Genomic DNA, 14263 nt, shown 5'->3' with positions numbered 1-14263 from the left:
TGATTGTGACCCCGGTAGCCAACAGGCGTCATACGGAGCGAGCATCCTGGACGGTGCTCAATGTTTCACGAACAGGCTCCTTTTTCAAAGGGGGCCTCACTTGCTGGCCTGATGCTGGTGAACCGGCATCGGGCCCGTGATCATCGTTTCCTGTGAGAGGAGCCGATTGTGGCTGATTTCGAAGTTCTTTTGCCGTCCCGTCTGCCCGATCTCGTGATTGAAGGGCTTTCCCGCGTCTTGACGATTCACAAGCTTTGGGAAGCGGCCGATCCGCGGGCTATGATCGATAAGGTCGGGGACAGGGTGCAGGGGCTTGCGACCAGTTATGCCTCCGGCAGGATTGATGGCGCCATGATGAGCCGGTTTCCCAATCTGAAGATCGTCGCGCATTATGGGGTGGGCTACGATATTATCGATGCCGCCTGGGCGGGCGCCCATGGCATCATCGTGACCAATACTCCGGACGTACTCAGCGATGAAGTCGCTGATCTCGCCATGGGTCTGTTGCTGGCGACGGTGCGTGAAATCCCGCAAGCTGACACCTTTCTACGGGCGGGACATTGGCATCAAGGTAATTTCCCGCTGACAGCAACCTTGCGCGAGCGGCGAATGGGTATTTTCGGTCTCGGCCGGATTGGCAAGGCCATCGCCAAACGTGCTGCCGCCTTCGATCTGGACCTCGCCTATTGCGCGCGCAAGAAGCATGAGGACGCTCCTTACGCCTATTATCCGAATGTGCTCGACCTTGCGCAAGCCTGCGACATTCTGATGGTGATCGCGCCGGCGACACAAGAGACGCATCATGCTGTCAATACGCAGGTGTTGCAGGCGCTTGGGACCAACGGCATTCTCATCAACGTCGCGCGCGGATCGCTCGTCGATACGGACGCCTTGATCGAGGCTCTGGAGGCCAAAACCATACTGGCTGCCGGACTCGATGTCTTTGAAGATGAACCCAATGTGCCCCAGGCCTTGATCGACTGTCCGCAATGCGTGCTGCTGCCGCATGTTGGCTCCGCCTCTCAATATACGCGCGATGCGATGAGCCGGCTCCAGGTCGATAATATGGTCTCCTTCGCACAGGGGCGGGGGCCGGTGACTCCGGTCGCCGAGACACCTTGGCCGCCGAATGCGGCATGATCGGAAGCCATTGCCGCGTCCTCCTATGTGTATGGATTTGCTGCCCCGGGAAAGCTGACCCCGATATTCAAAGCATCAAACAGAAATAGGGAGGCATTTCCGGAAAGTCTGAGGGGGCACGAAAAGACGGCATGAGTGCCGCGATCCCGCAGTCGTGAGGACCAAAAGGCGATGAGCCAGACTCATCGCCTTTTGGTAGCGCGGTATCTTCAATGGTTGCAAGATACTCGCAGACTGGACTTGTTCCTGCGATTCTGTGACTGGACAAGCGCCTGGTGAGAGGGATCGCGGAATACGATCGACTGGTTTCGATGGGCGAAGCTGCTCCATCTCTGGCGTATCTTCGAAAGCGAAGCTTTTTGTGGTTGAACGGGCTCATTTCGGGGCAAGGCTTTTGTGAACACCTCTTGTCTTTTGGGGGTGTAACCCTTCAAGATGATCCGAGGCGCTTTCGATACCGGTTGAACATCGGGCCGATGGCGCTGATGGGTACTTGGCGTAATGGCCAATAGTTCAGTATAGAATGATCGAATTCCCAAGTCTTTTTGGATGATTTCAGCATGATCGTCACGTTCGACGTGAAAACCCTGCCATTTTCCATCATCGCTTTTCGTATTTTTCTGTTTCTGCTTTTCGCCTTCTCCCTGCTCGCGGGAAATGCGCGGGCGCAGAATGGTGATCTGAATCGCGGGGCTGCCGGCATGCCGGGCGGTTCGGCGCTATCGCCGGAGCTCGCCGATCTTGGGGGGCAATGGGATCTCGCCCTCGAAAATGAAGATGCGAGAACGCCCGGCCGTTCGACGTGCCGGCTGACATTGAGTTTGCGGGTTTTGCCCGACCAAAACTTCCTGCTTCTGGCACCTGCCTATTGCCGGAAACATTTTCCCATAGCCGCTTCCTTCGCGGCCTGGCAGCCTATCACGCCGCACCGTATCGATTTCGCCGACCGTAATGGATCGGTCGTTCTCACCTTCTTCGGCGGGGATCAGGGACAGCTTTCCGCTGTCGGTCCGGAGGGGGAACATTATCATCTCACGGAAGTGACGCTCGGCAAACCCAACAGAGCGCCGATTGATATGGAATCAGTCTCGTCGACGAAACCCGTGCTGGATCGTTCACAACCGGCTGAAAGCGGGACAAGCGATGGTGCTTCTTCGATGAAGACAGCGAGGCTTGCCGCAGCCTCCGGGGCCGGAAGCCATGGGGCTCCGGTCAAGCCGGAGGACTTGCCGGGCCGTTACGCGGTCCTGCGGGAAGACCGCGATACCGGATGTATGATAACGCTTGACCGAAATGGTGCGCGGGCTCTCCTTGCACCGGCATGCCGCGATCATGGCATTGTCGTTTTTGATCCCGTGTCCTGGCGGCTCGTCCGCGACCATATCGTGCTGACGGCTCGGAAGGGGCATAGTATCAATCTCGACCGGCAAACCGATGGGAGTTGGAAAAAGGACTCTGCCGACGGCAAGAGCCTCGGGTTGAAGAAATTGTAGGAGGCAGGCTGGAGCAGAAAAAACTCTCCGTCCCGGTTTCTCTGCGGCTTTCTTGAATTTTGTTCCCGTGTGCATTGTCATCAAAACGATCCATGAGATGTTCACGGGAATTTCCAGGGAAAATTTCAGCCCCATGGGCTCTGTCGCGGCATTCTCCCTGTTCGGAGATTTGCTGCGAGTCGAGAGTATTTTCGGATAACATTGAATCGCTATGCGATTTTATTGATATACCACTATTCCGAAGGAATAAGGTGCATGCTTCTATAAGTCATTGGAATAAAATGATTTATAAGAACGGAATCCGGAATTCTTGCGGAATGCAAGTATATAAAAATACGCGCTTGCGGAGTTTTACACGCACTTCATTCAACGAAATGAAGGCGTTTCATTGCCCCTACGAGAAATCCGTTCGGTTGGAACGAATACGCTTCACGGCGTGGAAAACCGGCACGCGCTCTCGGTCAATTTTTGGTGGACACGGCGCAGTGCGGCGAGTGCTTCTTCCAATTCGCTCTGCTGACGTTCGAGATGGGAAATCTGGGCGACGATCTGTTCCGGCATCAGCTTGAGCTCACCGGCCGGTTTCGCTTCATCGCCACGCAGCATGTCGTGAATTTCTGAGAGGGTGAAACCGAGGCGCTTGCCCTTCAAGATCAGCTGCAAGTGATGACGGTTGGTTGCATCATAATAACGTGCCGTGCCTTTGCGTGCGGGCGAAAGCAGCCCCCGATCCTCGTAAAAACGTAATGCCCTGACGCTGACACCGAAATCGCGGGCCAACTCCCTGATGGAGGAAAGCGTTTCTTTGGGCCAGCTTTCCCCTGCACAATCATCTTCCTCGCCCTTGTCGAACATTCCTCTTTTGGTGGGCGATTGATTTCTATCCATGCTTCTTCCTCCATACGCCTCGGATCATCGAACGCTAGAGCATTTTCCGATAATGTTGAATCGCTACGCGATTCCATCATTTTGAAAATACTCTAATTTTCTTTCGTGGAGCGTTTCTGGATATATCCGAAACGCTCTAGCCAATTTCAGTAGTGAAAACAACTAATGATTGTATATTTTACAACACCTATTTCTAGGTTGTGTCCGTGTGCTTGAGCGCGCTCCATGACGATTGGGTTGTTCCTCTCCGCTTGGGGGCAGGAAATAAGGAGAATCAAGGAGATTCGCTCGCATACGATTCATGTTGAGCCCGTCCCGATGCGCCCGGTGATTTAACTCGGTCTTTACCTTCCACTTTCAAGCTGGTGCGAGACTGGACGGGTGCCTCGGTAACGGAGCAGCTGATCTGCTTCCGCTCAATCATCCGGAGAGAGTTTCGGAACGGACTTGGGAAAGGTCCGGGGATATGACTTGCCGCAAGGCTTGTGAGCGGTTTCGTCCGGCAACAGGAAACCGGCTACAGGCGGCATATCAATATGGCAGGATGGGAAACCCTCGAACAGAAAGCGCAAAAGGCCTGGGCGTTCGCGCATGAGCGGGGAAGGCTTCGGGCCCTCGAGAATCGCCGCGATCAGGAATGGGAGTTGATCGCCCATCTTTCCCATTCCCTCGATGACCAATTGTTTCTGCTTGACGAAAAGGCAACCGGCCCGCATCCCTTCAACTCGGCATCGATTGGCCACCGCGGGATGAATTCTGCGGCTGGTTCCGGGACAGGCCGGGAAATGGCGGAACATCCGGCGGAATGGAACGATTTGTGGAGTACGCTCGAATCGGAACTGACTGCGCTTGACCTTCGTCGCCAAGGCTCGTCTTTCAATGCTGCGGCGCGGGCGGTTCCTGGACGTTCCGCTCCGGCTTTGCCGCCATCCGGGGAGAAACGCGGAGGCGAAGGAGAGCAGAACGCGCTCGTGCGCACGGCCTATCATGGGCAGAGCGAAATGGCCGGACAGCGGGTCAAGGAGATCGATTTTCCCTTGAATGGATTGCACGACGATATCAGCCGGCTTGCCGCACAACTTGACGCGATGCGTCAGGAGGCGATGCGGCGTGACGCAATTCTGCGCGTTGACGTGGAGCGTAGCGCCGATATCGGACAGTTACGCAAGGAAGTTGGTGAGATCACGCTGTCGCTCGGCTCTTTCATGCCGGTGAGTGCCCTGCGTGATTTCGATCAAGACGTCAAAGCCGTCATCGAGCGATTTGAAAAATTAGGGGCCTCTGGACCTGCCGAGCCAATGCTGCGGCTGCAGCGGCAATTGCATGAAATCAATGAGCTTATTGCCGCCATGGCGAACCTTGTCAGCAAGGCGATCGACCGATTGGGGCTGCGGCAGACGGGTCATGAAGCGTCGATCGAGATCGGCGCCCGGTCCATGTCAGAGGGGGAAAGAGTGTCGGCGGAGGCTCTTCGAACCGTCGAGGACCGGATAGAAACGCTCGCGCGGCGGGTTGGTGCAGCGATCGCTCAGACTGAAATATCTGATCAATATATAGCGCTGGCGCGGCAGATCGATGCCGTGAGGCAGGAATTGACCGCGCGTGCCGACGCCAATGCGGCGTTTAGTGTGCCGCACCGGCAGCAACTCGAACAATTGGTGCATGTGCTTGCCGCGAGAATGGCGTCTTTGCCAAATCCTCAGCCGGTCCCAGACTTAACGACGAGGACGGTCTCGCTCACGCCCGAACGAGCGGCTGAAGCGTCGCGGCAGGAGCCCCCATCCCCCGGTGCGGTCGTTGAGCGGCCCGGTCATGTGATTGATCCTTCGGACCCGATGACAAGCGCCATCCACCGTCTGTCCGCAGACATGGAGGAGATGAAAGGGTCTCTGCGGGACATTGTGCGTGACGCCGTGCATCAGGCAGCTGACGAGTTTCGCCATTCCATGCCGAAAGGGCAAATGTCCGGCGCGGATTTGCAGATGGCCGAAAGGCGTTTCATGCAAATCGAGGCGATGATCCGCGAAGGGCTTGCCGCACTCGAAGACAGGCTTGGCAAGGTCGAGGCACGCCTCACGCATGATGAGGGCGCTCAAGCAACGTTTTTTGGCACGGACGGCAGGCAAAACCAGGAGGTAATTGAGGAGCGGTCCTTACGCTCCATCCTGACCCTTGGTGAAACGCCGATTTTCGCCCCGGTCAATGAACGGGGGAACCGGCCTGCTCCCTCCGCGAATATAGAGACCTCGCCGCGCCACGTGCCGCCCTCCGGGGGAATTGGCCGCTCTCTCGAACGGTCCGAAGATCAGTCATGGCCAGAAAAGAAGGCTCCGGAGCCTAGTGCTGCCGAATCGCGCATCGACGAAGAGGAATTGCTTGAACCCGGCAGCGGCCTGCCGTTTTCGGTCCGCTCCGCAGGGAAACCGGCGGGAAGACAAGCCGCGGCGGCGGCATCGTTGCAGCAACCCCTGACGAAACCGCTGACGGCAATCGACGGTTTTCCGGGGGAGCCTTCAACGCAGAAGCCGCAATTTTCCGGTATCCGGCCGGTTATCGAGGTGAAAAAAACCTCAGGCGTGGAGGGCCAAGCATCGATATCACGTGGCCGGATCGCACGCATGCTCACGCTCTTCAGGCGTCTCTTTCAAAAGAAAATACTGCTGCTTGGCCTTGCCGGCTTCGCGCTGCTGGCGGTCCTCGAAGGCGGGCTTTACGCTTTCGCCGGGAGGAATCCTGAACGTGTGGCGGAGGAATCGGCTGGAGTCCTCGCGGCCGATTCGGATGATACGGCGGTTGACGCGGTTCTGCCGCCAAATGATGGCCAAGCGCATGTCATTGCCGCGGCGGCTCCGCAAGCGACCGATGAACAGTCGGATTTCGCGCAAATGGGTGAGGATCGGCTGATTGCGCTCAGCGATGCGGGGCAGGCGGCTGCGCAATATAGGCGTGCCCTCCATTTGCAGGAAGGGGCGGCGCATGAACCGGGCGATGACCCTGCGCGGGACTTGCGTGCGGCGGTAACATTGTATGAGAAAGCGGCGGAGCAGGGCTTTGCCCCCGCGCGCTACAGGCTGGCCGTGCTTTACGAAAAAGGGCTCGGTGTGGCGCGTGATCTGGATAAGGCCGTGGCGCTTTACCGGCAGGCGGCGGAACAGGGCAATACGCGCGCCATGCATAATCTCGCGGTTCTTTCCGCGGAGACGGAAACAGGCCCCGCGGATTATGCGACGGCTATCACCTGGTTCGCCCGGGCGGCGGAATATGGGCTGCGCGATAGCCAATATAATTGCGCCATCTTGCTCGCGCGCGGTCTCGGCGCGCCGCGCGATCTGCCGAAAGCCTATGCCTGGTTCGCCATAGCGGCGGCGCAGGGAGACGAGGAATCCGCGCGCAAGCGCGATGAACTCGCGCGCCGTCTCTCGGATGAAGAACTGATCACCGCCAAAACCTTCGTTGCCGCATACAAGCCGAAAAGCATCGACAACGCGGCTAATGATGTCCCGCCCTCCGTGATAAAAAAGGATATGGGAGCGCGCCGTGCCGACAAGGCTGCGCCAAAAACGGTCAGCCTGTGCGAGGGAGGACATTTTCTGGCGAATAGCCGGCTTGCCTGTTTTCAGTAGGGATCAACGGTTCTGTTGCCGGATTAATCACTTTCTATCCGATATCAGTGATATTACGGATACGCGGCAGCAGAACAGCAAAGAGATGCTGCTGAATGTTGCTACGCTTGATCCGCAATGCGATGCATCGGAGATCCATAGAACGAGCCTATTGCTCCTCCCGTGCCAGAGACAATCCGCTGAGAAGCGCGACCAGATCGGATTGACGCGACAATCCGGTTTTTGAAAAAACGGATTTCAATTGGTTGCGTAAGGTTCCGATTTGGACGCCGAAACTATGCGCCATTTCCGCCAGGCTCTGTCCTTCGGTAAGGTTACGCGCCAGACGGGCTTCCGCGAAACTGAGATCGAACAATCCCTGCAACAATTGGATTGGGGGTGCTTGTTTGCGTGTTACCGGTGTTGCAATCAGTAGACAATAGGCATTGGAAAAAATGTCGTTGGCACCGCCGCGCAGAGGCACGAGATGTAAGATAAAGGCGGGTTGATCGTCCTCCCTGGGAATGGGGATGGAGAGCGCCTCTCTCAATGGTTCTTTGGAGGCGACACGTTTTAGTGCCGAGGCGAAGGTTTTGTCTGTTCCCTGGTGAACGAGACGGACACGTTCCTGTCGATCCTGTATTTGGCTTGGGATCAAGGATTCGAACAAGGGATTCCAGGCGACGAGCCGATGCTGGTTGCCGACGACAGCTGCTGCCAGCCCGATTGCATTCATCGTTTCCACAGCGACTCGTGCCCGCTCCAGACCAAGCCGGGCAGCCAACAGGGCTGAACGTGCAAAATGCGACCTGAATTGATCCGTATAAGCAATTGTATCGGTGTCAAAGGGCCCGTGGGCATGAGCGCGTTCGAAGTTGAGAATGAGCTGGTCGCCGCTTGGGACATCGAATGCACAACCAACGCTCCAGCCGCCACCATGTTTGCGGAGGAAGGCATACATCGGATTTTGCGCCATTTCATCCTGGGTCAGGAGTTGATGATCCGCGACAGTAAATCCAACCAATCCGCGATTCACAATACGCGCCATCCGGGGATTGCTGTCGATAAAACCCGAGGCTACGAATTCCTGGAAAGCCGCAGCATATTCCGGGGATGAAATGCATCCTGCTCTCTCGGCATTGACCGCAAGAAGAAATCCCGCCACGCTACCAATCTGTTCCGAAAAGCCCTCGAGGAGGCGCGGCCATTGCTCGGGAACAACGGCTGCTTCGTAAATTTGATCGACAAGTGTATTTTCATCTAGCTTTGTCATTGCTGTCCAGAATGCCAGTAAACAATGCTTGAGACTAGTATGGTACGAATGTATATGTTTCTACGGTGCGCGTCTTATACCAAGCCACAATGAGTTGTTCTCATTGTGACTTGGCATTAATCGTCATGCCCTCGTTTCATGCCGCCTTCGGCTCGGCAGGCGCGCCGGTCCATTCTGTCAGTGCGGGGATCGTCTCGCCTTTCATCACCAGTGTCAGCGGGCCGAGGCGGGCGTAATCAGAGACATGGGTATCATAAAGCACAGTCGAGCCCGCGCCGATGGTCACACCTCTGCCGACATGAACGCGGCCAACTTTCATGACACGATCCTCGTAGAGATGTGTCTGCAGGGCAGAAAGCGCGTTGAGCGCGGTGTAGTCGCCGATCGTCACGCAATCGAATTCGGTGATGTCGGTCATGTCCATATAAATGCCGCGTCCGCATTTGGTGCCGAACAGTCGCAGGATCCAGGGCAGGAAGGGCGTGCCGCGCAGATGGTCGAGCAGGACCTTGCCGGCCAGGCCCCAATACATGACGGCGACCGCCTCCGTCCGCATCGCCCAGAACGACCACATGGGTTTGGTCATCGGCTCGTAGCGGCCCATGCTCAGCCATTTGATGATGACCACGACGAGGGCGAGGCCGACGGTGATTGCCACCGAGGAGATGGTGAAATCGAGAATGATCTCGCCATAATGGCCCTCGATCACGGCTTTCGAGAACCAGTCCGTGGCCCAGGTGCCGAAGGTGATGAACAGCATGGTGGGTAGGGAAATGGTCACGGCCTCGAAACAGCCGCGCGCGAATTTCTTCCAGCGCGGCGCTTCATAGGTCCAGGTGGCGCCCCCCGTATCGAATTTCTGCCGCACCGGCAATTTGATCGGTGGCGAGCCGAACCATGTATCATGCTCCTGCATGAGCTCATTGGCGGGCGGTTTCGATTTGATGCCGATCAGGGCATTGGCGGGAATATCGGACCCCGCCGGTACGACGGCGCTATTGCCGACGAAGACACGCGCGCCGGTGCGCACACGTTTGAGGAACATCCAGCCATTGCGGATTTCTTCGTCGCCCAGCATCACTTCATCGGCGATGAAGCATTTTTCGCCGATCTCGACGAGATCATAGCGGCCGGAGAGATTGGTGGAGATTTCCGCATCCTTGCCGATCTTCGCGCCCATCAGCCGGTACCAGGCCCGCATGTAAATGGTGGCATAGAGGGCGGAAAGGGTTTCGAGCGTCACCTCGGTCGCAAGGGTCATCAGCCATTTGCGGAAATAGAAGCCGGAATGAATCGAATAACGCCCCTCGCGCACGCGCGGCAGGATGATCCAGCGGCAAAGTGCGATGAAGCCCACGGTGACGAGAACCATGACGAAGGCCGTCGGCCAGGCCATGACGGGGATCGACGCGAGATAGAGCGTGTGGTCGAGGACGGCGGAGCCGATGAGCTCGTCGATCCGGTCGAAGACCCAGAAGGCGGGGATGATCGGCATCAGCCCGAGCGGCGGGATGATCAGGAGGGCGAGCAGAAAACCGACCCCCATCAAGGCGCGGCGCAGAGCCGAGGCTTGCGGCGGTGTGCCGATATCGGCCGGATCGACTATGCCGATCCGGCGGCCGGGTGATCCGTCGATGTCTTCGAATGGGCCGATCGTCGAGCCGGCGGGCAAAGTCGTCAGATCGCCGAGCGCGGCGCCCTCGCCGATGACGACGTCGTTTTCGAGCACGCAGGAAGAGCCGAGATAGGCATCGTCGCCGATGGTGATCGTGCCGATGACGAGTTCATTGCCCTCGACGCGCGCATTGGCGAAATTGCCGACGGAGCCGATGCTGACGCGCGCCCCGATGCGGATGAGATCAGGCGCGCCAGCATCGATCTCGCCGAGCATGGCGTCGGGCCCGATCTCGGCGCCGAGTGCCCGCAGATAGAGCCGCATGAAGGGCGAGCCCTGAAACCATTTGAGATGAACGAGGCCGAGAAACCGCCGCGCAAGCCACCAGCGATAGAAATAGATCCCCCAGAGCGGATAGCGGCCGGGCTTGGTTCGGCCGAGAATCAGCCATTTTGCGGCGATGGCGATGAACACGGTAAGAATGTTGATCGCCATGTAGACGCTGATGAGTGAGACCACCTCTTCAAACAAAGTGGCGTCCGCGCCGGTCAACAGCATATAGCTTACAAAGACGCCGAGCCATTGAGCGGTGATGAGGGCGATGATGACCGGCAAAGCGATCGCCTGTGCAAGACCGCAGAGGAAACGCCGCAGCAAGGGTGGTGGCGTAAAGGCCAAAGCCTCCTCGGGCCCTGCCGCGAGCTTGCCCTGCAGGAGTTCCGCCATGCCGCGCAGACTGCGGGCCGTATAGACATCCTGCAAAGTAATGCCGGCGAGTGTCGGGTCTTCCCGCACCAGAGAGATGAAACGCGCTGCAAGCAGGGAATGGCCGCCGAGATCGGTAAAGAAATCCGCGTCGAGCGGAACGGGTTGCGGCGGCAGCACCCGCTTGGCGGCCGCAAGCAGGCTCGCCTCGATGGAATTGCGCGGATTTTCCTGCGCATCCTCGTCGACGATTTCGGATAGGACCCGCTGTTTCAGGTTCTTGCGATCGACCTTGCCGGACGAGAGCTGGGGCAATGCGTCGATCGTCTCGAACCGTGACGGAACCATATAGGGTGGCAGACGCTGGCGCAGCGCCTGCCGCAGCAGTGCCGGGTCCGGCGCTGTATCACTCGCGGCAACGATGAAGGCGACGAGCTGTTCGAGCCCGCCGTCCTGCCGCAACACGACGGCAGCCTGCGCGATCTCTTCCAGATCGGCGAGGCTCGCCTCGATCTCGCCCAGTTCCACGCGGAAGCCACGGATCTTCACCTGATCGTCGATCCGTCCACGAAACACGATCGCACGCTGGCCATCGTCCGCAGTGTCGATCCGCACGGCATCGCCCGAGCGATAGAGTTTGGGATCGTCGCCATTGCTGGCGAAGGGATTGGCGATGAATTTTTGTGCCGTCAGGGTTTCACGCTGGAGATAGCCTTGAGCGACGCCCGGGCCACCGATCAGCAATTCGCCCTCCTCGCCATCGGGGAGAAGGTTCAGTGATTCGTCTGTGACATAGCAGGTGTAATTCGGCAGCGGGCCGCCGATGGTGATCTCCTCGCCAGGAAAGATTTCCGCCACGGTTGCGACAACCGTGGCTTCTGTCGGGCCATAGGAGTTGAAGACGTGCCGTCCGGGGCGGCACCAGCGGGTGGCGATCGCCGGGGGACAGGCTTCGCCGCCGAGAATGATCAGCCGCAGGGTTTGAACGTCGCGGGGCAGCAGGCTGAGGAGGGTCGGCACGGTGTCGAGAACGGTGACGCCGTTCGACTCCATCAGATCCGGCAGCTTATCGACCTCGCCCATCATTTGCGGCGTAGCCACGAAGAGGCTCGCGCCGACGAGATAGGGGATCCAGATTTCCTCCATCGACAGATCGAAGGCGACGGAGGCACCCTGAAACACCCGGTCGGCGGCGGTCAGGCCATAGATCTCATTGGCCGAGCGTAAATAATGGCAGATGTTGCTGCCCTTGATCACAATGCCCTTGGGCGTGCCGGTCGAGCCGGACGTATAGATGAGATAGGCGGGATGGTCGGGCGTCGCGCCGAGCGCGCGGGCATCGATCCGGGCAAGAGTTTTGCCGGCGGCCAGTGTCGCGATGAGTTTCGCGGGCGTCACGACCGGGCAAGGGATCGGCTCATGAGAGAGCGCCGCATCGAGTTTCGGGAAAAAAGCCTCGGCCGTGAGCAGTGCAAAAGCCTCGGCATCGCCGAGGCAGACGCTGACCCGGTCGACTGGCGCATCGGCATCGAAGGGCAGCCAGGCCGCGCCTGTCTTGGCAACGGCGATCTGGGAGACGAGAAGCTCATGGCCGCGTGGCATCCACAGGCCAATGATTCCGCCTGGCCTTAGACCTTGTGCAACGAGGCCTTGCGCCAGAATCTCCGCCTTGGCGTCGAGTTCCGCATAGGTCAGTGTCCCTGCCTCGGTGACCATGGCAATGCTTGAAGGCTGTGCCGCGACCGTTCGTGCAAAGATTTCCGTCAGCAATTCGTCCCGGACGAGATCCGGACGGCAGGCTCCAAGCAGAATACCCTCATGGGCCATTTCGAGACTTTTGTCCGTGGAAGGCAGGGAGGAGACGGCGGAAGTTCGCGCCATTGGAAATCCTGTGCGAAATCGGCGGCCCCGGAAAGCGAGGGGAAAGAAACTGTTTGGGGCGCGTCAGAAGGTGCCATTCAAGCACACGCTATAGCAGATATTCATCCACTTTAGACGGTCAGGCTGAAAAGAGCCTGAATCGAAAGAAAGGGATCTGCATGGCCGCCTTAAGGCAGGATGGTTTCGGGCGCCGGATTTGTCGAGGCGCGATCGATGGTGATGATGGGGCTTGAGACGCGACCCATCTTTATAAAGCGCCGGTAAATCATCGAGACTTGGTGAATCTCGACTGATCAATCTCGTTGATCACAAGCGATCGTGATCAACGCAGGCGGAAACCGGTACCATGGGACCCAAGGAGATGAGACCAATCAAGTCGCTATCGAGGCCCGACGATGCGCCCCCCAAGGCGCATCCGGATTTTTGGCGGGATTTCGTGGAGGCTTTCTTGGCCATTGATCACGGGATCAGGCTTGCGCCTCCTCGGCCACAATTTTGGTGCCGTTATTCCTTGCCGACGACGCCGATATCGGGAGCCAGAGGGTTTTTCATGCCGACGACATGATAGCCGGCATCGACATGGAGAATCTCGCCGGTAATGCCGCGTGCCAGCGGCGAGACGAGAAAGGCTGCGCTTTCTCCGACTTCCTCAATGGTCACCGTCCGCCGCAGAGGCGCGTTATATTCGTTCCATTTCAAAATATAGCGGAAGTCGCCGATACCGGAGGCCGCGAGGGTTTTGATGGGGCCGGCCGAAATGGCATTGATGCGGATGTTCTTTTCGCCGAGATCCGCGGCGAGATAGAGCACGCTGGCCTCGAGCGCCGCTTTGGCGACACCCATGACATTATAATGCGGCATCCATTTCTCGGCACCGTAATAGGTCAGGGTCAGCATGGCCCCCCCATCCGGCATCAGCTTTTCGGCGCGTTGTGCGACTGCCGTGAAGGAATAGCACGAGATGAGCAGCGTGTTCGAGAAATTCTCAGCCGTCGTATCGACATAGCGGCCGGTCAGCTGATCCTTGTCGGAAAAGGCGATACAATGGACGATGAAATCGATCGTTCCCCAGGTCTTTTCGAGCGTCTCGAAAATCGCATCGAGTGTCGCGGTATCGGTCACGTCGCAATGGCCGACCAAGAGCGCATCAAGCTCTTTGGCGAGAGGACGTACGCGTTTTTCAAGCGACTCGCCCTGATAGGTAAAGGCCAGTTCGGCTCCGGCGCTATGCAGCGCCTTGGCGATGCCCCAGGCAATTGAGCGATTGTTCGCCACTCCCATGACGAGACCGCGTTTGCCGGTGAGAAAACCAGGGGTGATTTGGGCAGGCGTCAGACTTTCCGGTTGCGTCATTCGTTATGAACCAGGCACGGGCAAGAAGGCCGAGAAGATGAAATGCGAACCATGGAACGGCCGCTCTATGAGCCGCGTTTAAGGGCTATGCGGCTTTAGCGCAAGGTTGACGAAAAAGCCACGGTTCGTAAATCGCATTCTGGAGCGTGGCCCTTGCCGTGAAATGGGCCTTCGCCGGTACCAAATGCGGTGGCGTCGACTTTGCCGTCGCTCATTGTTTTTGCAACGATTGAAGGATGACCAAAATATAAGTCGATTCGCCAGCCGGATTTTGCATAATTCGCTCCGCGAAAAACGATGGATGCGGCCATTC

8 protein-coding genes are annotated in these 14263 nt (G+C 58.0%); 3 read left to right on the top strand and 5 right to left on the bottom strand.

The genetic code is table 11. The annotated features are described in order from the left end of the window. The first annotated feature begins 168 nt into the window (after nt 1-168). Both DL88_RS08180 and DL88_RS19835 read left to right on the top strand, forming a co-directional pair. On the top strand, nt 169-1140 hold the full coding sequence (locus DL88_RS08180) for a 2-hydroxyacid dehydrogenase (protein WP_034994545.1): 972 nt from the start codon (nt 169-171) through the stop codon (nt 1138-1140). Nucleotides 1141-1700: 560 nt separating this feature from the next. Then, nucleotides 1701-2633 (top strand): AprI/Inh family metalloprotease inhibitor, encoded by a 933-nt coding sequence (locus DL88_RS19835; protein WP_156971000.1) that lies wholly within the window; start codon nt 1701-1703, stop codon nt 2631-2633. A gap of 429 nt (nt 2634-3062) precedes the next feature. Here DL88_RS19835 and DL88_RS08170 read toward each other — a convergent pair whose 3' ends face one another. Then, the gene (locus tag DL88_RS08170; protein WP_245270698.1) at nt 3063-3488 is read right to left on the bottom strand and encodes a MerR family transcriptional regulator; all 426 of its coding nucleotides are present in this window, start codon (nt 3486-3488) and stop codon (nt 3063-3065) included. Between the two features lie 518 nt (nt 3489-4006). On the opposite strand from DL88_RS08170, the gene DL88_RS08165 reads away from it, so the two are divergent. Next, the gene (locus tag DL88_RS08165) at nt 4007-7144 is read left to right on the top strand and encodes a tetratricopeptide repeat protein (RefSeq protein ID WP_034994541.1); all 3138 of its coding nucleotides are present in this window, start codon (nt 4007-4009) and stop codon (nt 7142-7144) included. A 148-nt stretch (nt 7145-7292) separates the two neighbouring features. On the opposite strand, the gene DL88_RS08160 is transcribed toward DL88_RS08165, so the two are convergent. The 4 genes from DL88_RS08160 to DL88_RS08145 all read right to left on the bottom strand — a co-directional run bounded on the left by DL88_RS08160 (nt 7293) and on the right by DL88_RS08145 (nt 14261). Next, nucleotides 7293-8396, bottom strand: coding sequence for a helix-turn-helix transcriptional regulator (locus DL88_RS08160; RefSeq protein ID WP_034994540.1), 1104 nt, complete (start codon nt 8394-8396; stop codon nt 7293-7295). A gap of 136 nt (nt 8397-8532) precedes the next feature. Further along, complete coding sequence (locus DL88_RS08155; RefSeq protein WP_034994539.1) at nt 8533-12597, bottom strand: Pls/PosA family non-ribosomal peptide synthetase; 4065 nt, start codon at nt 12595-12597, stop codon at nt 8533-8535. 504 nt (nt 12598-13101) lie between these two features. Next, nucleotides 13102-13950, bottom strand: a complete 849-nt coding sequence (gene fabI / locus DL88_RS08150; RefSeq protein WP_034994536.1) for an enoyl-ACP reductase FabI — start codon at nt 13948-13950, stop codon at nt 13102-13104. A 95-nt stretch (nt 13951-14045) separates the two neighbouring features. Beyond that, nucleotides 14046-14261, bottom strand: a complete 216-nt coding sequence (locus DL88_RS08145) for a hypothetical protein (RefSeq protein WP_034994534.1) — start codon at nt 14259-14261, stop codon at nt 14046-14048. Nucleotides 14262-14263 lie beyond the last annotated feature (2 nt).

Source organism: Beijerinckia mobilis, from assembly GCF_000745425.1.
Classification (GTDB): domain Bacteria; phylum Pseudomonadota; class Alphaproteobacteria; order Rhizobiales; family Beijerinckiaceae; genus Beijerinckia; species Beijerinckia mobilis.
This window is presented reverse-complemented; position numbering and strand designations above follow the sequence as displayed.